Below are 20,568 nucleotides of genomic sequence, written 5' to 3'. Positions count from 1 at the left end.
GTCACCGGCCCTGTGGATGGTTACTGGAGGCGCGCCTCGACCCAGGCGGGCACGCTCGCCAGGGCCCCCGGCAGGGCGGCGGCGTCGCTGCCCCCGGCCTGCGCCATGTCGGCACGGCCGCCGCCCTTGCCGCCCACCTGGGAGGCCACGTGGTTGACCAGCTCGCCCGCCTTGACCCGACCGATGAGGTCATCGGTGACGCCGGCAATCAGGCTGACCTTGCCGGCCTCCTTGTCCGCCACGCCGAGCACCACGATGCCGGAGCCCAGCTTGTTCTTGAGCTGGTCCAGGACGTTGCGCAGCTCTTTGGCGGAGACCCCCTCCAGGCGGGTCGCCAGCACCTTGACCCCGGCGACCTCGGCCGCCTGGCTCAGCATGTCGCTGCCGGCGGCGCTGGCCAACTTGGCCTTGAGCCGCTCGAGCTCCTTCTCCAGGCTGCGGTTGCGCTCCACCAGCGACTCGACCCGCTCCTCGACCTGCTCCGGCTTGGCCTTGAGGCGCTCGCCGATGCGGTTGAGGCGGGACTCCTGCTCGCGGAACCAGGCCAGCGCCCCCTCGCCGGTGATCGCCTCGATGCGGCGCACCCCGCTGGCGATGCCCTGCTCGCTGACGATATGGAAGCAGCCGATGTCGCCGCTGCGCGCCACGTGGGTGCCGCCGCACAGCTCGATGGAGAAGTCGTCGGCGCCGATGGTCAGCACCCGCACGCTGTCGGCGTACTTGGCCTCGAACAGCGCCGCCGCCCCCTTCGCCTTGGCCTGGTCCAGGGTCATCTGCTCGATCTTCGTCGCCGCATTGGCGAGGACCTGCTCGTTGACCAGGCGCTCCACCTCGGCGAGCTGCTCGGGGGTCACGGGCTCGAAGTGGCTGAAGTCGAAGCGCAGGCGCTCCGGCGTCACCAGCGAGCCCTTCTGGGCCACGTGCTCGCCCAGCACCATCCGCAGCGCCTTGTGCATCAAATGAGTGGCGGAGTGGTTGCGGATGGTAGCGGTGCGCAGCTCGGCGTTGACCTCGGGACGCACCTCGGCGCCCACGGCGAGCGCGCCCTCGAGCAGCACACCGTGGTGCAGGTGGTGGCCGGACTGCTTCTGGGTGTCGGTGACCAGGAAGCGGCCGCCATCGGCGAGGTGCAGGTAGCCGGTGTCGCCCACCTGGCCGCCGGACTCGCCGTAGAAGGGGGTGCGGTCGAGCACCACCAGGCCGCGCTGCTCCGGCGCGAGGCCGGCCAGGGCGTTGCCCGCGTGGTCGACGATGGCGGTGACGGTAGCGCTGTCCTCCAGGCGGTCGTAGCCGGTGAAGGTGGTCTCGCCCTCGAGATCGAGGGCGGCGCCGTAGTCGGCACCGAACTGGCTGGCGGCCCGGGCCCGCTCGCGCTGGGCCTCCAGAGCGCGCTCGAAGCCGATCTCGTCCAGGGTCACGCCGCGCTCGCGGCAGACGTCGGCGGTGAGGTCGTAGGGGAAGCCGTAGGTGTCATAGAGCTTGAACACCGTCTCGCCGGGGAGCACCTCGCCGTCGAGGTCGGCCAGCGCCTCCTCCAGCAGGCCCATGCCGTGCTCCAGGGTGCGGGCGAACTGCTCCTCCTCCTTGAGCAGCACGCGCTCGATCTGGTGGCGCGCCTCGCGCAGCTCGGGGTAGGCGTCGCCCATCTCGGCATCGAGCGCCCCCACCAGCTTGTGGAAGAAGTTGCCCTGGGCGCCCAGCTTGTGGCCGTGGCGGATGGCGCGGCGGATGATCCGACGCAGCACATAGCCGCGCCCCTCGTTGGAGGGCAGCACGCCGTCGGCGATCAGGAAGGCGCAGGAGCGGATATGGTCGGCGATCACCCGCAGCGAGGGGTTGCGAGTGTCGGCATGGCCGGTATGGCGCGCCGCCGAGGCCAGCAGGTTCTGGAAGAGGTCGATCTCGTAGTTGGAGTGCACCCCCTGCATCACCGCGGCGATGCGCTCCAGGCCCATGCCGGTATCGATGGAGGGCTTGGGCAGCGGGTGCAGGGTGCCCTCGGCGTCGCGCTCGAACTGCATGAAGACCAGGTTCCAGATCTCGATATAGCGGTCGCCATCCTCCTCCGGGCTGCCGGGGGGGCCGCCCCACACCTCGGGGCCGTGGTCGAAGAAGATCTCGGAGCTGGGGCCGCAGGGACCGGTATCGCCCATCTGCCAGAAGTTGTCCTCGTCGAGCTTCGAGAAGCGTGCCGGGTCGATGCCCATCTCCTCCTTCCAGATCGCCTCGGCCTCGTCGTCGCTGATGTGGACCGTCACCCAAAGCTTCTCCTTGGGCAGGCCCAGGGTCTCGGTGAGGAAGGTCCAGGCGAAGCGGATGGCGTCGCGCTTGAAGTAGTCGCCGAAGCTGAAGTTGCCCAGCATCTCGAAGAAGGTGTGGTGGCGGGCGGTGTAACCGACGTTGTCCAGGTCGTTGTGCTTGCCGCCGGCGCGCACGCAGCGCTGGGACGAGGCCGCCCGCACGTAGGGGCGCGGGTCACGCCCCAGGAAGACGTCCTTGAACGGCACCATGCCGGCATTGGTGAACAGCAGGGTCGGGTCGTTGCCCGGCACCAGGGAGCTGGAGGGCACGACGGTGTGGCCGTGCTCCTCGAAGTAACTCAGGAAGGCCTGTCTGATGTCTGCGCTTTTCATGGGGTATCCGTGGCGATGGGCAGGGTGACCGTCGGCAACGAGGCCACCCGGGGCGTTCGCAAAGGGAGACATTATAGCGCAGCTGTCAAGGGACTGAAGAGGCAGCACCCGCAAGAACGGGGCGGATCCTGCCATTAGTCGAGATCCGGTGCCGAGTCCCAGGCGTGATCCAGGGCGTGACGCACCTGCTCGAAGTCGAAGCCGCGACCGGCCAGGAAGCGCTCGCGCCGGGCGCGCTCGCGGGGGGTGTCGCCGGGGCCGGAGAAGCGCCGGGCGAGGGTCTCGCAGGCCAGGGCGAACCAGTCGACCCCGCCCTGCCCCTCCTGCTCGCTGAAGGCGCTGCGCACCAGCTCCCGCTCGATGCCGCGCTGCGAGAGCGCCTGGCGGATCTTCAGCGGGCCCTGGCCGCGCAGGATGCGCGAGCGCAGGAAGCTCTCGGCGAAGCGGGCGTCGGACTGCAGGCCCTGCGCCTCGAGGGCATCGAGGCACTCGCCGATGGCCGCCGGCTCGTGCCCCTTGGCCGCGAGCCGGGTGGCCAGCTCGGCGCGGGAGTACTCGCGCCGGGCCAGAAGGCGGATCGCATCGTCACGTGGCGTGGCGTCGGAATCGGCCTGCGCGAACATGGCTTACAGCAGGTCGTCCTCGCGGCCGGCCTCGGCCGCCGCGGGCTCCTCGGCTTCCTCCTTGGGGGCCGGAGCGGCGAGCAGCTGGGCGCGGATCTGGCTCTCGATCTCCTCCATGATGGCCGGGTTGTCCTCGAGGAACTGGGCGGCGTTGGCCTTGCCCTGGCCGATCTTGTTGCCCTGGTAGCTGTACCAGGCGCCGGCCTTGTCGACCAGGCTGCACTGCACGCCCAGGTCGATCACCTCACCGGCGTGGTAGATGCCCTTGCCGTAGAGGATCTGGAACTCGGCCTGGCGGAACGGCGGAGCCACCTTGTTCTTGACCACCTTGACCCGGGTCTCGTTGCCGGTGACCTCGTCGCCCTGCTTCACCGAGCCGGTGCGACGGATATCCAGACGCACGCTGGCGTAGAACTTCAGGGCGTTGCCGCCGGTGGTGGTCTCGGGGCTGCCGAACATCACGCCGATCTTCATGCGGATCTGGTTGATGAACACCACCAGGCAGTTGGCGTTCTTGATGTGGCCGGTGATCTTGCGCAGGGCCTGGGACATCAGGCGCGCCTGCAGGCCGACGTGGGAGTCGCCCATCTCGCCCTCGATCTCGGCCCGCGGGGTGAGTGCGGCCACCGAGTCGATGATGATCACGTCGACGCCGCCGGAGCGCACCAGCATGTCGCAGATCTCGAGGGCCTGCTCGCCGGTGTCGGGCTGGGAAACCAGCAGGTCATCGAGGTTGACGCCGAGCTTCTCGGCGTAGCTCGGGTCCAGGGCGTGCTCGGCGTCGATGAAGGCGCACACCTTGCCCTGCTTCTGGGCCTGGGCGATCACCGAGAGGGTCAGGGTGGTCTTGCCCGAGGACTCCGGGCCGAAGATCTCCACCACGCGGCCGAAGGGCAGGCCGCCGATGCCCAGTGCGATGTCGAGCCCCAGGGAACCGGTGGACACCGACGGCATGACCACCCGCGGGGCATCGCCGAGGCGCATCACGGTGCCCTTGCCGAACTGGCGCTCGATCTGGGAAAGCGCGGCGCTCAGCGCCTTGGAGCGGTTGTCATCCTGAGCCATGTCGGATCTCCTGGTCGAGGTGTCTGAATACTGTATGACTGGACAGTAGTATGGCGAAAAAGGGTGGGGAGGACCAGTGCAAATTCGGCCCGGATACGGGGCGGGGCTCAGCGAGCCTCGAGGCGACGGACCAGACCCACCAGGGCCTCGCGCACCGCCTGCTCGCGCACCGCACGGCGATCACCGGGATAACGATGGCACTCGGCGCTGGCGCCCCCGGCATCGCCCCAGGCCAGCCATACGGTGCCCACCGGCTTCGCGTCGCTGCCGCCCCCGGGGCCGGCCACGCCGCTGATCGCCACGCCGAGGCCGGCGCCGCTGTCGCGACAGGCGCCGACCACCATGGCCTCCACCACCTCGCGGCTCACCGCCCCATGGGCCTCGAGCAGCGCCTCGGGAACGCCCAGCAGGCGGGACTTGGCGGCGTTGGAGTAGGTCACGTAGCCGGTCTCGAACCAGTCGGAGCTGCCGGCCACCGCGGTGATGGCGCTGGCCACCCCGCCGCCGGTGCAGGACTCGGCGGCGGTGATCGTCACGCCCCGCTCTCGACAGAGCCGGCCCAGGCGCTCGGCCAGGGTGATGAGGTCGAGGTTGGCCAGGCTGGCGGCGGAACGGGGCATGGGGCGGTCTCCTGAGTCATCTGCAATCGCTCCTGACGGAGCCGATGCCTGGACGGTAGAATACTGGCTTTTGCCAGCGAGTGCAGAGCCTCAACAGGGAGCTCCGATGTCACAGGCCGCAAGCCCCTCTCATACGCCGATGATGGTCCAGTACCTGAAGATCAAGCGCGACCATCCCGACGTGCTGCTCTTCTACCGCATGGGCGACTTCTACGAACTCTTCTTCGACGACGCCCGCCGCGCGGCGGCGCTGCTCGACATCACCCTGACCCAGCGCGGCCAGTCGGCCGGCAAGCCGATCCCCATGGCCGGGGTCCCCTACCACAGCGCCGAGGGATACCTCGCGCGCCTGGTGGCGGCCGGCGAGTCGGTGGCGATCTGCGAGCAGGTCGGCGACCCGGCCACCAGCAAGGGGCCGGTGGAGCGGCGCGCGTGCGCATCGCGCATCGTCACCCCCGGCACCCTCTACGACGAGGCGCTGCTCGACGCCCGCCGCGACAACCTGCTGGTGGCCGTTCACGCCGCAGGCGAGCGCATGGGCCTCGCCTGGCTGGAGCTCTCCAGCGGGCGCTTCAGCGTGCTGGAGGTCGAGGGTGAAGGCGAGATGCTGGCCGAGCTCCAGCGCCTCGACCCCGCCGAGCTGCTGGTGGCCGAGAGCCAGACCCTGCCCCCGGCCCTGGAGGGCCGGCGCGGCCTGCGCCGTCAGGGCGACTGGCTGTTCGACCTGGAGAGCGCCACCCGCCTGCTGTGCGACCAGTTTCGGGTCCAGGACCTGCGCGGCTTCGGCTGCGCCCATCTCACCGCGGCCCTCACCGCCGCCGGCGTGCTGATCGAGTACGCCCGGGACACCCAGCGCTCGGGCCTGCCCCATGTCACCGCCATCGGCGTGGAGAGCCGCGACGATGCCGTGGTGATCGACGCCGCCAGCCGCCGCAACCTGGAGATCGACATCAACCTCGGGGGCAGCGGCGACAACACCCTGGCCAGCGTGCTCGACACCACCGCGACGGCCATGGGCTCGCGGCTGCTCAAGCGCTGGCTCAACCGCCCGCTGCGCGACCGCGAGCGGGTGCAGGCCCGCCAGGCCGCGGTGGCGCTGCTGCTCGAGGCCGAGGGGTTCGTGGCGCTGCGCGAGTCGCTCAAGGCGATCGGCGACGTGGAGCGCATCCTGGCCCGGGTCGCCCTCTACAGCGCCCGCCCGCGGGACCTGGCCCGGCTGCGCGATGCCTTCAACGCCCTGCCGGCACTGGAGCAATCGCTTGCCGACTATCCCGAGGGCACGGCGCTTGACGAGCTCCGGCGCCATATCCGCCCCTACCCGGCGCTCGCCGATACCCTGACCCGCGCCCTGATCGAGAACCCGCCGGTGGTGATCCGCGACGGCGGGGTGATCGCCGAGGGCTTCGACGCCGAGCTCGACGAACACCGCGGCCTGGCCGAGCATGCCGGCGACTACCTGGTGAGGCTGGAGACCCGGGAGCGCGAGCGCACCGGCCTGCCCGGCCTCAAGGTGGGCTACAACCGGGTCCACGGCTACTACATCGAGATCCCCCGCGCCCAGGCCAGGGACGCCCCGGCGGACTACGTGCGCCGCCAGACCCTGAAGAACGCCGAGCGCTTCATCATCCCCGAGCTGAAGGAGTTCGAGGACAAGGCGCTGTCGGCGAAGTCGCGGGCGCTCGCCCGGGAGAAGCTGCTCTACGACGGCCTGCTCGACACCCTCAACGCCGAACTCGACGCCCTGCAGGCCAGCGGCCGCGCACTGGCCGCCCTGGACGTGCTGTGCGCCTTCGCCGAGCGCGCCCAGGCGCTGGACTTCGTGCGGCCGCGGCTGGCCGAGACCCCCGGCATCGCCATCCGGGGCGGCCGCCACCCGGTGGTGGAGCAGGTCTCCGACGCCCCCTTCGTGCCCAACGACCTGGTGATGGGCGACGACCGCCGCATGCTGGTGATCACCGGCCCCAACATGGGGGGCAAGTCCACCTTCATGCGCCAGGCGGCGCTGATCGTGCTGCTCGCCCATACCGGCAGCTTCGTGCCGGCGGACGCCGCCGAGATCGGCCCGGTGGATCGCATCTTCACCCGCATCGGCTCCTCGGACGACCTGGCCGGCGGGCGCTCCACCTTCATGGTGGAGATGACCGAGACCGCCAACATCCTGCACAACGCCACCGACGAAAGCCTGGTGCTGATGGACGAGATCGGCCGCGGCACCAGCACCTTCGACGGCCTCTCGCTGGCCTGGGCCAGCGCCGAGCAGCTGACGCGTACCCGCGCCTTCACCCTGTTCGCCACCCACTACTTCGAGATGACCGCCCTGCCCGAGCAGGCCGAGGGGGTGGCCAACGTGCACCTGACGGCCGCCGAGCACCGTGACGGCATCGTCTTCATGCACCGCGTGGAGGAGGGCCCGGCGAGCCAGAGCTACGGCCTGCAGGTGGCCCAGCTCGCCGGCGTGCCCCAGGGGGTGATCGCCCGGGCCCGGGAGAAGCTCGCCCAGCTGGAGCAGCAGGAGGTGGACCAGGGCAGCCGGACCGCGCAGCGACTCGGTGACCATCCCCCGATGCCGCAGCAGAACGACCTCTTCGCCAGCGCCCCCCATCCTCTGGTGGAAGAGCTCGGCGGCCTGGCCCTGGATGACCTGACGCCGCGCCAGGCCCTGGCGCTGCTCTACCGCTGGCGGGAGTCATTGTAAGGTGCACGGAGTTACCAAGCCGTGTCAGCGAAAGGCGCCGGAGACAGGTCGGAGAGGGGGTCCGAGGACCAGGGATGGCCGAGGTAGCGTACAGGGAGGTATTCATAGCGCCCCCGAACAGGCCTGTCGCCGGAACAGCCTTGAGCGATCCAGCCATCTGCGATGGTCCTGAACATGCCGTCCTTCGTCTTGCTAGGCCAGGGGGCCGCGACTAGAATGGTCTGATTCACCGCCGCCTTAGCATAAGAAACACGGCTTTTATAACCGTTTCATCAACTATCCACAGTGGCCGTGCGACGCCGGCCCGAGGAAGGGAGAGTGGCATGACATTCGTCGTCACCGAGAACTGCATCAAGTGCAAGTACACCGACTGTGTCGAGGTGTGCCCGGTGGACTGTTTCTATGAAGGCCCCAACTTCCTGGTGATCCACCCCGACGAGTGCATCGACTGCGCCCTGTGCGAGCCGGAGTGTCCCGCCGAGGCGATCTTCTCGGAAGACGAATTGCCGGAGGGCCAGGAGCCGTTCATCGAGATCAATGCCGAGCTCGCCGAGGTATGGCCCAACATCAGCGAGAAGAAGGACCCGCTGCCCGACGCCGAGGAGTGGGACGGCAAGCCGGGCAAGCTCGAGCAGCTGGAGCGCTGAGAGCGTCGCCTGCCTCGCACGCGGGCGCCAGCACGAAAAAAGGAACGCCGAATGTCTCGCGACATTCGGCGTTCCTGCTTCTGCCTGCCATGCTGGAGAACACCGGCAAAAAAGGCGGCCCGCAGGCCGCCCGCTCCAAGCTGTTCCTTGAGCGGCTCCCTCCGCCCGACTCCCGTGATGCCTTCCCTGCCCGGAAGCAGCCTCCTGCCGCACCTGGCGCATCACTCAGCATCCCGTTGCATCCTGCCGGGAGCAGCAATGCTGCCCCCTTGTCCCGAGTTCATTGTGGCAGAGCTGCATTGCAACACAAGCGCGACCAACGGCGACCAACCTCGACCGGCGCGCTGGCCCAGCAGCGGAAATCCAAAAAAACACGTTAAATAACATATGGTTAAAAAAAGACCGACGCCAAAGGCATCGGTCTTTCCGCTGAACCCGAGCAAATCTCTTCGCCAAATTGTCAGCGATTTCCTACACGGGTTCCCGCCAGAGGCAACAGTGTTCGCTTACTGGCCCCTGATGGCCGAGAGCCCCGGGTAGCGGGCGCGCTCGCCCAGCTCGTTCTCGATCACCAGCAGGCGGTTGTACTTGGCGACGCGATCGGAGCGACACAGCGAGCCGGTCTTGATCTGGCCGGCGCAGGTGCCCACGGCGAGATCGGCGATGGTGGTGTCCTCGGTCTCGCCGCTGCGGTGGGAGATTACCGCGGTGAAGCCGGCGTCCTGGGCCATCCTGATGGCGTCCAGGGTCTCGGAGAGCGAGCCGATCTGGTTGAACTTGATCAGGATGGAGTTGCCGATCTGCTCGTCGATGCCGCGCTTGAGGATCTTGGTGTTGGTGACGAAGAGATCGTCGCCCACCAGCTGCACGCGATCGCCCAGCTTGTCGGTCAGCGCCTTCCAGCCGGCCCAGTCGGACTCGTCCATGCCGTCCTCGATGGAGACGATGGGGTAGTCATCGCACAGGCCGGCCAGGTAGTCGGCGAAGCCCTGGGCGTCATACTGCTTGCCCCCGCCGGCGAGGTCGTACTGGCCATCCTTGAAGAACTCGGAGGAGGCGCAGTCCAGGGCCAGGGTGACGTCGCTGCCCAGCCGGTAGCCGGCGTCCGACACCGCCTGCTTGATCACCGCCAGCGCCTCGGCGTTGGACTCGAGGTTCGGCGCGAAGCCGCCCTCGTCGCCCACCGAGGTGGAGAGCCCCTTCGCGGAGAGCACCTTCTTCAGGGCGTGGAAGATCTCGGCGCCCATGCGCAGGCCTTCGCGGAAGTTGGGCGCGCCCACCGGCTGCACCATGAACTCCTGGATGTCGACGTTGTTGTCGGCATGCTCGCCGCCGTTGAGGATGTTCATCATCGGCACCGGCATGCTGTACTGGCCCGGCTGGCCGAAGAGCTCGGCGATATGGGCGTAGAGCGGCACGCCCTTGGCGTTGGCGGCGGCCTTGGCAGCGGCCAGCGACACGGCCAGGATGGCGTTGGCGCCAAGCTTGGCCTTGTTGTCGGTGCCGTCGAGGGCCAGCATGGCGTCATCCAGGCCGCGCTGATCGCGGGCATCCATGCCGACCAGACACTCGCGAATGGCACCGTTGACCGCCTCGACCGCCTTCAGCACGCCCTTGCCCAGGTAGCGGCTCTTGTCGCCGTCGCGCAGCTCCAGGGCCTCGCGGGAGCCGGTGGAGGCGCCGCTGGGCGCGCAGGCCACGCCCACGGCACCGCTCTCCAGCCGCACCTCGGCCTGGACGGTGGGGTTGCCGCGGGAATCGAGCACCTCGAGGGCGCGAATGTCGACGATCTTGGTCATGCGAGTTTCCTCAGTTGTGTCAGCGATGGAACATTATTGGATGTCGAGGGGCGCGAAGCCCTTCACCAGCTCATCGATGGCCTTGAGCTGGGCCAGGAAGGGCTCGAGCTGGGCCAGCGGCAGCGCGCAGGGGCCGTCGCAGAGGGCGGCGTCGGGGTCCGGGTGGGCCTCCAGGAAGAGGCCGGCGAGCCCTACGGCCACCCCGGCACGCGCGAGCTCGGCCACCTGGGCACGACGCCCGTCGGCGCTGTCGGCGCGCCCACCGGGGCGCTGCAGCGAATGGGTCACGTCGAAGAACACCGGGCGGCCGGTCTGCTTCATCTCGCCGAAGCCGAGCATGTCCACCACCAGGTTGTTGTAACCGAAGCTCGAGCCGCGCTCGCAGAGGATCACCCGGTCGTTGCCGGCCTCCTCGCACTTGCGAATGATGTGGCGCATCTCGTGGGGCGCCAGGAACTGCGGCTTCTTGATGTTGATCACCGCCCCGGTGCGCGCCATGGCGACGACCAGGTCGGTCTGGCGGGCCAGGAAGGCGGGCAGCTGGATAACGTCGGCGACCTCGGCCACGGGGGCGGCCTGCCAGGGCTCATGGACGTCGGTGATAATCGGCACACCGAAGCGCGCCTTCACCTCGGCCAGGATCTCGAGTCCCTTCTCCAGGCCCGGGCCCCGGTAGGAGTGGATCGAGCTGCGATTGGCCTTGTCGAAGCTCGCCTTGAAGACATAGGGCATGCCGAGGCGTCCGGTCACCTCGACGTAGGCCTGGGCCACTTCGAGAGCCAGCTCGCGGGACTCCAGCACGTTCATGCCGCCGAACAGCATCAGCGGCAACGAATTGCCGGCCTCGAGGCCGGCAATGGAGACATGACGCTCGGGTGCGCTCATCCCGTTACTCCTGGTGGGAGGACTGCGCGCGGGTGCGCGCCGCCTTGTGCTCCAGCGCCGCGTTGACGAAGCCGGTGAACAGCGGGTGGCCGTCGCGGGGGGTGGAGGTGAACTCCGGGTGGAACTGGCAGGCCACGTACCAGGGGTGGTCGGGCAGCTCGACCATCTCCACCAGGGAGTTGTCGACGCTCTTGCCGGAGACCACCAGGCCCGCCTGCTCGAGCTCCTCGATGAACTGGTTGTTGACCTCGTAGCGGTGACGGTGACGCTCGACGATCTCGTCATTGCCGTAGGCCTCGCGGGCCTTGCTGCCGACCTTGAGACGGCACACCTGGCCGCCCAGGCGCATGGTGCCGCCGAGGTCGGAGGCGGCGTCGCGCAGCTCGATCTTGCCCTCGGGGGTGATCCACTCGGTGATCAGGCCCACCACCGGATGCTGGGTGTCGTGGGTGAACTCGGTGGAGTCGGCGTCATCCCAGCCGGCCACGTTGCGGGCGAATTCGATCACCGCAACCTGCATGCCGAGGCAGATGCCGAGATAGGGAATGCCGTTCTCCCGGGCATAGCGGGCCGTGGCGATCTTGCCCTCCACGCCGCGCTCGCCGAAGCCGCCCGGCACCAGGATGGCGTCCTTGCCGGCCAGGCGCTCGGTGCCGTGGCGCTCGATGTCCTCGGAGTCGATGTAGTCGACGTTGACCTTGACCCGGGTCTGGATGCCGGCGTGGATCAGCGCCTCGTTGAGCGACTTGTAGGCGTCGAGCAGCTCCATGTACTTGCCGACCATGGCGATATTGATCGACTTCAGTGGGTTGAGCTTGGCGTCGAGGACCTTGATCCACTCGTTGAGATCGGCCTCGTCGGCCGTGAGCCGCAGCTTGTCGCAGACGATCTCGTCCAGGCCGTGCTCGTGGAGCATGATCGGGATGCGGTAGATGGTATCGGCATCCTGCAGCGGGATGACCGCCCGCTCCTCCACGTTGGTGAACAGCGCGATCTTGCGGCGCTCGCTCTCCTCGAGCTCCACCTCGCTGCGGCAGATCAGGATGTCCGGCTGGATACCGATGGAGCGCAGCTCCTTGACGCTGTGCTGGGTCGGCTTGGTCTTGGTCTCGCCGGCGGTCTTGATATAGGGCACCAGGGTCAGGTGCATGAAGAGCGCCCGGTTGGCCCCCAGCTCGCTTCTGATCTGGCGGATGGACTCCAGGAAGGGCAGCGACTCGATGTCGCCCACGGTGCCGCCGATCTCCACCAGCGCCACGTCGAAGCCCTCGCCACCCTCAAAGACCCGGCGCTTGATCTCGTCGGTGATGTGCGGGATTACCTGGACGGTACCGCCCAGGTAGTCGCCGCGGCGCTCCTTGCGCAGCACGTGCTCGTAGACCCGACCGGTGGTGAAGTTGTTGCGCTGGGTCATCTTGGTGCGGATGAAGCGCTCGTAGTGGCCCAGGTCGAGATCGGTCTCCGCGCCATCCTCGGTGACGAATACCTCGCCGTGCTGGAAGGGGCTCATGGTGCCCGGGTCCACGTTGATGTACGGGTCGAGCTTGAGCATGGTGACCTTGAGGCCGCGCGCCTCGAGAATCGCCGCCAGCGAGGCCGACGCGATGCCCTTGCCGAGAGAGGACACAACGCCGCCGGTCACGAAGATATATCGTGTCATGGAGAACCTGTCGAAACGTGATCATGAGGCTCGGCAGGAAGCCGCGCCAGGATGGGACGACAGACTAGCAGAACACGACCAATGGCTCAATTTCGGCCAGCCGCCTGATCCGCGGCTTACCCGGCGACAGGCCCTGGCGGCGCTGCCCCTAGGTGGAGCCAAAAGGCAGGCAGACCAAGCCGGGGAGCCCGCCGCCGGCGCCACGCCGAGCGAAACCCTGATACTCCGCTCGCGGCCCGCGCGTCGCCGCACAACATAATCCCTCACGGGTGCGGCTCGCTCGCCATCCCTGGCGAGCGCCACGCGGCCGCTTCGCTTCACATCAGCGCTCGGCTAAAGGCTTGCGCGACGGGTTCCCAGGCTCTCCGTGTAGCGCCACTTAGACGCCCAGATAGTCCAGGATGCCCTCGGCGGCCTGGCGACCCTCGTGGATGGCGGTGACCACCAGGTCGGAGCCGCGCACCATGTCGCCACCGGCGAAGACCTTCGCGTGGCTGGTCTGGAAGCGGAACTGGCCCTGCTCCGGCGCCTTGACCCTATCGCGCTCATCCACCTCGATGCCATGGTCGGCGAACCAGGCGGGCGGGTCCGGCTGGAAGCCGAAGGCAATCACCACGGCGTCGGCCGGAATCACCTCCTCGGAGCCCGGCACCACCTCGGGGCGGCGGCGTCCGTTCTCGTCGGGCTCGCCCAGACGGGTGCGCACCACCTTGACCCCCTCCACCTTGCCCTCGCCCACCACCGCCACCGGCTGGCGGTTGAACAGGAACTCCACGCCCTCCTCGCGGGCGTTGGCCACCTCGCGGCGCGAGCCCGGCATGTTCTCCTCGTCGCGGCGATAGGCGCAGGTCACGCCGCTGGCGCCCTGGCGGATGGCGGTGCGGTTGCAGTCCATGGCGGTGTCGCCGCCGCCCAGCACCACCACGCGCTGGCCCTTGAAGGAGATGTATTCGCCGGGGTCCTTCTCGAAGCCCAGGCAGTGATTGACGTTGGCGATCAGGTAGTCCAGCGCCTTGTGCACCCCGGGCAGATTCTCGCCGGGGAAGCCGCCCTCCATGTACTTGTAGGTGCCCATGCCCATGAAGACGGCATCATACTGCTCGAGCAGCTGGTCCATGGTGATGTCGCGGCCGATCTCCACGTTGAGGCGGAACTCCACGCCCATCTCCTCGAACACCGCCCGACGACGCTCCATCACGCTCTTCTCGAGCTTGAACTCGGGGATGCCGAAGGTCAGCAGGCCGCCGATCTCAGGGTTGCGATCGAACACCACCGGCTTGACCCCGTTGCGCGCCAGGATGTCGGCGCAGCCCAGGCCCGCCGGCCCGGCGCCGATCACCGCGACCTTCCGATCGGTCCAGGTCACCTGGGACATGTCCGGGCGCCAGCCCATGGCGAAGGCGGTATCGGTAATGTACTTCTCCACCGAGCCGATGGTCACCGCGCCGAAGCCGTCGTTGAGGGTGCAGTCGCCCTCGCAGAGGCGGTCCTGGGGGCAGACTCGGCCGCACACCTCGGGCAGCGAGTTGGTCTTGTGGGAGAGCTCCGCGGCCTCGAGGATGTTGCCCTCGGCCACCAGCTGCAGCCAGTTGGGAATGTAGTTGTGGACCGGGCACTTCCACTCGCAGTAGGGGTTGCCGCAGTGCAGGCAACGGTGCGCCTGGCTGGCCGCCTCCTGGGGCTTGTAGGGCTCGTAGATCTCGGCGAACTCCCGCGAGCGGGTGCGGGCGTCCTTCTTCTGCGGGTCCTGACGACCCACGTCGATGAACTGGAAGTCGTTGCTCAGACGGTTGGCCATGTCGATTCTCCTGGAAGTCCTGTTGGTCACCCCGGCCGGACCCTGGGCCCGGCGGGGCGAATCACCTGTTGTCGAGGGCGTTATTCCGGCTGACGCCGCCTCTTATTCCGGCTGTCGCCGCCTCTCTACTCCGGCTGACGCCGGGATTGGGCCAACAGGCTGTTCAGGCTTGCCGCCTTGGGCTTCACCAGCCAGAAGTGGCGGATGAAGTCGCTGAAGTCGTCGAGGATGGCGCGGCCGCGGGCCGAGCCGGTCTCGTCGACGAACTCCTCGATCACCTCGCGCAGGTGGCGGCGATAGGCTTCCATGGTCTCCGTGTTGACGCGGTGGATCTCCACCAGCTCGTGGTTGTAATTGTCGACGAAGGTACGGTCCTCGTCGAGCACGTAGGCGAAGCCGCCGGTCATGCCCGCGCCGAAGTTGACGCCGGTCTCGCCGAGCACCGCCACCAGGCCGCCGGTCATGTACTCGCAGCAGTGGTCGCCGGCGCCCTCGATCACCGCGTGGGCGCCGGAGTTGCGCACCCCGAAGCGCTCGCCGGCGGTGCCCGCGGCGAACAGCTTGCCGCCGGTGGCGCCATACAGGCAGGTGTTGCCGATGATCGCCGTCTTGTGGCTCTCGAAGCGGCTGCCCGCCGGCGGGGTGATCACCACCTTGCCGCCGTTCATGCCCTTGCCGACGTAGTCGTTGGCGTCCCCTTCCAGATAGAGGTTGAGACCGCGGGCGTTCCAGACACCGAAGCTCTGGCCCGCCACGCCGATGAAGCGCGCGGTGACCGGCGCCTCCTCGAGCCCCGCCTCGCCGTAGCGCTTGGCGATGGCCCCGGAGGTGAGCGCCCCCACGCTGCGGTCGCAGTTGGTGATGGTGAAGGAGAAGTCGCCGCCGGACTTCGCCTCGATGGCGTCCGCCAGCGCCGCCAGCACCTCCTGGTTCTTGGCACCCGGGTCGTGGGGTACGTTGCGGCTTACCTGGCAGAACTGCGGGGCCTCGGCCGGCACGAAGTCGTTGCCCAGCAGCGGGGTCAGGTCGAGCCTGCGCTGGGAGGCGGTGACACCCTCCAGCACCTCGAGCAGGTCGGTGCGGCCGATCAGGTCGGTGAGCTTTCGCACGCCCAGCATGGCCATCAGCTCACGCACCTCCTCGGCGATGAAGCGGAAGTAGTGCTTGACCATGTCCACGGTGCCGCGGAAGTGCTCGCCGCGCAGGAAGTCGTTCTGGGTGGCCACGCCGGTGGCGCAGTTGTTCAGGTGGCAGATGCGCAGGTACTTGCAGCCCAGCGCCACCATGGGCGCGGTGCCGAAGCCGAAGCTCTCGGCGCCGAGGATCGCCGCCTTGACCACGTCGAGGCCGGTCTTCAGGCCGCCGTCGGTCTGCAGGCGGATCTTGTCGCGCAGGCCGTTGATGCGCAGCGCCTGGTGCACCTCGGGCAGGCCCAGCTCCCAGGGGGAACCGGCGTGCTTGATGGAGGTGATGGGGCTCGCCGCGGTGCCGCCGTCGTAGCCGGAGACGGTGATCAGGTCGGCGTAGGCCTTGGCCACGCCGGTGGCGATGGTGCCGATGCCGGGCTCGGAGACCAGCTTCACCGAGACCTGGGCCTCCGGGTTGACCTGCTTGAGGTCGAAGATCAGCTGGGCCAGATCCTCGATGGAGTAGATGTCATGGTGCGGCGGCGGCGAGATCAGGGTCACGCCGGGCACGGAGTAGCGCAGCCGGGCGATCAGGTCGTTGACCTTGCCGCCGGGCAGCTGGCCGCCCTCGCCGGGCTTGGCGCCCTGGGCCACCTTGATCTGCAGCACCTCGGCGTTGACCAGGTAGGCCGGGGTGACGCCGAAGCGCCCGGAGGCGATCTGCTTGATCTTGGAGGAGCGGATGGTGCCGTAGCGGGCCGGATCCTCGCCGCCCTCGCCGGAGTTGGAGCGCCCGCCCGCCTCGTTCATGGCCTGGGCCAGGGCCTCGTGAGCCTCCGGCGACAGCGCGCCCAGCGACATGCCGGCGCTGTCGAAGCGCGGGATCAGGTCCTCGACCGCCTCCACCTCCGAAAGCGGCAGCGGCTCGGCGGCCGGCTTCAGCTTGAGCAGGTCGCGGATGGTGGCCGGCGGACGCTCGTTGACCAGGGCGGCAAACTTCTTCCACTTGGCGTAGTCGCCCTCCTGCACCGCCTCCTGCAGCGCCTTGACCACGTCGGGGTTGTAGGCGTGGTACTCATGGCCGTGCACATACTTGACCAGGCCACCCTGGGAGATCCCCTTGCGCGGCGTCCAGGCATCGCGGGCCAGCCACTCCTGCTGCAGCTGCAGCTCGGCGAAGCCGGTGCCCTGGATGCGCGAGGCCATGCCGGTGAAGCACAGCTCCATCACCTCGTCGGCCAGGCCCACCGCCTCGAACAGCTGGGAGCCGCGGTAGGAGGCGAGCGTCGAGATGCCCATCTTGGAGAGGATCTTGTAGAGCCCCTTCTGCAGGCCCTTGCGGTAGTTCTCGCGGGCGTCGGCCGGGTTGCCGGTGAGCTCGCCGGTGCGCTGCATGTCGGCCATCACCTGGTAGGCGAGCCACGGGAAGACCGCGGTGGCGCCCACACCGAACAGCACCGCCATCTGGTGGGCGTCGCGGGCATAGCCGGTCTCCACCACGATGTTGGCCCGCGGGCGCAGTGCCAGGCGACTGAGGTGGTGGTGGACGGCCCCCACGGCCAGGGCCGCGTGGATCGGCAGCTCGCCCCGCTCGAGGTCGGCATCCGACAGCACCAGCACCACCTTGCCATCGTGCACGGCCGCCTCGGCCTGGCGGCAGAGCTCGCGAATCGCCGCCTGCAGCCCCATTGCCTCGGGGTCGTAGGCCATGCGCAGCCGATGGGGCGCGAAGGTCGGGTCATCCTGCTCCACCAGGGCGGTGAACTTGCGCGGCGAGAGCACCGGGGTGGTCAGGATAATGCGGTGGGCATGCTCCGGCGTCGCCTTGAAGACGTTGAGCTCGGCGCCGATGCAGGTCTCCAGCGACATCACGATCGCCTCGCGCAGCGGGTCGATGGCAGGGTTGGTGACCTGGGCAAACTTCTGGCGGAAGTAGTCGGTCAGCAGGCGCTGCTTGCCGGAGAGCACCGCCATGGGCGTATCGTCCCCCATGGAGCCCACCGCCTCCTGGCCGCTCTCGGCCAGGGGACGCAGCAGCTGGTCGCGCTCCTCGAAGCTCACCTGGAACATCTTCTGAGCGACATTGAGGGCGTCGGTATCCATGTTGTGGAAGCTGGCCAGCTCGGTCAGCGCCGACTCCAGGTAGTGGGCCTCCTGCTTCAGCCAGCGCTTGTAGGGGTAGGCCGACTTGAGGCGCTCGTCGATGTCGCCGGTGTGTAGCACCTCGCCGGTCTCGGTATCCACGGCCAGTATCTGGCCGGGGCCCACGCGCCCCTTGGCCACCACATCCTCGGGCTTGTAGTCGTAGGTGCCGATCTCGGAGGCCAGGGTGATGAAACCGTTCTTGGTGATCACCCAGCGAGCCGGACGCAGGCCGTTGCGGTCCAGCATGCAGAGCGCCTGGCGGCCGTCGGTCATCACCACGCCGGCGGGGCCGTCCCAGGGCTCCATGTGCATGGAGTTGTACTCGTAGAAGGCGCGCAGGTCGCCGTCCATCAGCTCCACGTTCTGCCAGGCGGGGGGCACCATCAGGCGTACCGCGCGGTGCAGCTCCATGCCGCCCGTCAGCAACACTTCCAGCATGTTGTCCATGCTCGAGGAGTCGGAACCCGTGGTGTTGACGATCTCGTCGAGCTCGGCGATCTCGGGCAGCCGCTCACAGACGAAGTTCTCCTTGCGGGAGTTGGCCCAGCCGCGGTTGGCCTCGATGGTGTTGATCTCGCCGTTGTGGGCCAGCAGGCGGAAGGGCTGGGCCAGGGGCCAGCGCGGCGCGGTGTTGGTGGAGAAGCGCTGGTGGAAGACGCAGATCGCGGTCTCCAGACGCTCGTCGCCGAGGTCCCGGTAGAAGGCCGGCAGGTCCACCGGCATCACCAGGCCCTTGTAGGAGATCACCTGCTCGGAGAGCGAGCAGACGTAGAACTCGGACTCGCTGCGCAGGGCCTGCTCGGCCAGGCGGCGGCCCATGAAGAGGTCGACCTCGAAGGTCTCGACGCCGCCGTTCTTGCCCGGCTCCACGAAGAGGTGGCGGATCCTCGGCAGGCACGCCAGCGCCATGGGGCCACAGACGCTCGGGTCCACCGGCACGTCGCGCCAGCCGCGGATCACCAGGCCGCGGGCGCGCAGCTCGCCCTCGAGGGTATCGCACGCCTTGGCGGCACGTGCGTCATCGTCGGGCAGGAAGACCGCCCCCACCGCGAAGCGCTCACCCAGGTCGACACCGAGAGCTTCCTGCGCGATCTGGCGCATAAAGGCCTCGGGCATCTTGAGCAGCAGGCCGCAGCCGTCGCCGGTCTTGCCGTCGGCGGCGATGCCGCCACGGTGGGTCATGCAGGTGAGCGACTCGATGGCGGTGCGCAGCAGCTGATGGCTGGCGCGCCCTTCCATGTGGGCGATCAGGCCGAACCCGCAGTTGTCGCGGAACTCGCCGGGCTGATGGAGACCTCTGTTCATTGGCGTGCCTCGGATAAAGGTGATTTCTTTTGCAGCTCTACCGTGATATTTTAATAGGTTTTTATTTTTTTACGTCACGCCCCGCAAGGCGTCAGGCTGCACGACAAAAGGCCGCCCAGCATAGACACTCCGCCGGGAAACGCGCAACGCCAGCAGTGAAGCATCAATCAAAAAACACCTGAAAATCCGCGACTTGCAGAATCCCCCCGGACGAAAAAAGCCTGTCTCTCAATGACTTGCAGAACACATAGACGAATCTTCAACGATTGAATGCCGATACTAGACTTTAGTCTAACATACCCCTGAAACCCCATGCTGATAGCGCATAAGTCATGCGGATTCTCGGCATGACCCTCGCCGGCGCCCCATGCCGCCCGGCAGAGCCCCCACCAACGACGACGCCCGCACAACAGGGGTGCGGGCGTCGAGATCGGGTGCCAACGGCGTCGGAGGCGGATCAGCCGCGGGGAAATGCCTCGATCAGCGCCTCCAGCAGCTCGGCCGGGGTCTCGTCGAAGAGGCAGGCATCCCCCAGCGTGCGCAGCAGGATCAGACGCAGGCGGCTGTCGACGTTCTTCTTGTCGAGCCGCATGCGGACCAGGAAGTCCTCCACCGACATGTCGGCAGGCGCGGCCAGCGGCAGCCCGGCGGCCCCGATGATGGCCCTGGTGCGCGCCACCTCGGCCTCGGAGAGCCAGCCCAGCCGCGCCGAGAGCTCGGCGGCCATCAGCATGCCGGCCCCCACCGCCTCGCCGTGCAACCAGACCCCGTAGCCCTGGTGCGCCTCGATGGCGTGCCCGAAGGTGTGCCCCAGGTTGAGCAGCGCCCGGACCCCCTGCTCGGTCTCGTCCTCGGCGACGATCTCGGCCTTGAGCGCACAGCTGCGCTCGATGGCACGGGTCAGCGCCGATGCCTCCAGGGCCCGCAGGGCGGGCATCTCGGCCTCCAGCCAGGCCAGGAAGTCGGCATCGCGGATCAACCCGTACTTGATCACCTCGGCGAGCCCCGCGGAGAGCTCCCGGGGCGGCAGGGTGGCCAGGGTGTCGGTGTCGATCAGCACGGCACGGGGCTGCCAGAAGGCGCCGATCATGTTCTTGCCCAGCGGATGGTTGACCCCGGTCTTGCCGCCCACCGAGGAGTCCACCTGGGAGAGCAGGGTCGTCGGCACCTGGATGAAGGCCACCCCGCGCTGATAGCAGGCGGCCGCATAGCCGACCATGTCGCCGATCACCCCGCCGCCCAGGGCGATCAGGGTACAGCGGCGGTTGAAGCCCGCCTCCAGCAGGGCATCCCAGATGCGCGACACGCTGGCCAGGGTCTTGGTGGCTTCGCCGTCGGGCAGCACCAGCTCACGCACCTCGACGCCTGCCGGCAGCGAGGCCCGGCAGCGCTCCAGGTAGAGCGGTGCCACCACCTCGTTGGTGACGATCATCACCTGGCGGCCGGCCAGCCAGGGCGCCAGCACACCGGGCTCGCCCAGCAGGCCGGGGCCGATATGGATGGGATAGCTGCGTTCGCCCAGCGCCACCTCGAGGTTGCGCGGGCCTGTCAGAGTCTCGCTCATGG

Annotated in this window: 12 protein-coding genes; 2 read left to right on the top strand and 10 right to left on the bottom strand. The window is 68.3% G+C overall.

Features of this window, described 5'->3' with window-relative positions; all coding sequences use genetic code 11:
• Positions 1 to 20: 20 nt before the first annotated feature.
• The 4 genes from alaS to B6N23_RS12500 all read right to left on the bottom strand — a co-directional run bounded on the left by alaS (position 21) and on the right by B6N23_RS12500 (position 4,941).
• Positions 21 to 2,633, bottom strand: a complete 2,613-nt coding sequence (gene alaS / locus B6N23_RS12515; protein WP_305499384.1) for an alanine--tRNA ligase — start codon at positions 2,631 to 2,633, stop codon at positions 21 to 23.
• Between the two features lie 134 nt (positions 2,634 to 2,767).
• Positions 2,768 to 3,256, bottom strand: a complete 489-nt coding sequence (locus tag B6N23_RS12510) for a regulatory protein RecX (RefSeq protein ID WP_305499382.1) — start codon at positions 3,254 to 3,256, stop codon at positions 2,768 to 2,770.
• 3 nt (positions 3,257 to 3,259) lie between these two features.
• Complete coding sequence (gene recA, locus B6N23_RS12505) at positions 3,260 to 4,321, bottom strand: recombinase RecA (RefSeq protein WP_305499380.1); 1,062 nt, start codon at positions 4,319 to 4,321, stop codon at positions 3,260 to 3,262.
• Between the two features lie 107 nt (positions 4,322 to 4,428).
• Positions 4,429 to 4,941, bottom strand: a complete 513-nt coding sequence (locus tag B6N23_RS12500) for a CinA family protein (RefSeq protein WP_169959292.1) — start codon at positions 4,939 to 4,941, stop codon at positions 4,429 to 4,431.
• A gap of 106 nt (positions 4,942 to 5,047) precedes the next feature.
• Between B6N23_RS12500 and mutS the strand changes: the two genes are divergently transcribed.
• Entirely contained in the window at positions 5,048 to 7,636 is a 2,589-nt protein-coding gene (gene mutS, locus B6N23_RS12495) for a DNA mismatch repair protein MutS (protein WP_305499378.1), read from the top strand.
• A gap of 323 nt (positions 7,637 to 7,959) precedes the next feature.
• The gene (gene fdxA / locus B6N23_RS12490; RefSeq protein WP_102627034.1) at positions 7,960 to 8,283 is read left to right on the top strand and encodes a ferredoxin FdxA; all 324 of its coding nucleotides are present in this window, start codon (positions 7,960 to 7,962) and stop codon (positions 8,281 to 8,283) included.
• A gap of 506 nt (positions 8,284 to 8,789) precedes the next feature.
• Here fdxA and eno read toward each other — a convergent pair.
• From eno to aroB, 6 genes are all read right to left on the bottom strand, one after another.
• Positions 8,790 to 10,082: a phosphopyruvate hydratase gene (gene eno, locus B6N23_RS12485; RefSeq protein WP_305499371.1), complete on the bottom strand. Its 1,293-nt coding sequence runs from the start codon at positions 10,080 to 10,082 to the stop codon at positions 8,790 to 8,792.
• A 33-nt stretch (positions 10,083 to 10,115) separates the two neighbouring features.
• On the bottom strand, positions 10,116 to 10,967 hold the full coding sequence (gene kdsA / locus B6N23_RS12480) for a 3-deoxy-8-phosphooctulonate synthase (protein ID WP_305499369.1): 852 nt from the start codon (positions 10,965 to 10,967) through the stop codon (positions 10,116 to 10,118).
• Between the two features lie 4 nt (positions 10,968 to 10,971).
• Complete coding sequence (gene pyrG / locus B6N23_RS12475) at positions 10,972 to 12,627, bottom strand: CTP synthase (protein ID WP_305499367.1); 1,656 nt, start codon at positions 12,625 to 12,627, stop codon at positions 10,972 to 10,974.
• A 379-nt stretch (positions 12,628 to 13,006) separates the two neighbouring features.
• Positions 13,007 to 14,425 carry an FAD-dependent oxidoreductase gene (locus B6N23_RS12470; RefSeq protein WP_110068888.1) on the bottom strand — a complete coding sequence of 473 codons (1,419 nt, stop codon included), beginning with the start codon at positions 14,423 to 14,425 and terminating at the stop codon, positions 13,007 to 13,009.
• A gap of 125 nt (positions 14,426 to 14,550) precedes the next feature.
• Entirely contained in the window at positions 14,551 to 19,002 is a 4,452-nt protein-coding gene (gene gltB, locus B6N23_RS12465; RefSeq protein WP_305499363.1) for a glutamate synthase large subunit, read from the bottom strand.
• 457 nt (positions 19,003 to 19,459) lie between these two features.
• Positions 19,460 to 20,566, bottom strand: a complete 1,107-nt coding sequence (aroB, locus tag B6N23_RS12460) for a 3-dehydroquinate synthase (protein ID WP_305499361.1) — start codon at positions 20,564 to 20,566, stop codon at positions 19,460 to 19,462.
• Positions 20,567 to 20,568: the final 2 nt, after the last annotated feature.

It is taken from the genome of Halomonas alkalicola, from assembly GCF_030704205.1.
GTDB classification, from domain to species: domain Bacteria; phylum Pseudomonadota; class Gammaproteobacteria; order Pseudomonadales; family Halomonadaceae; genus Halomonas; species Halomonas alkalicola.
Note: the sequence above shows the minus strand (reverse complement) of the source record. Positions and strands in the feature narration are given on the sequence as shown.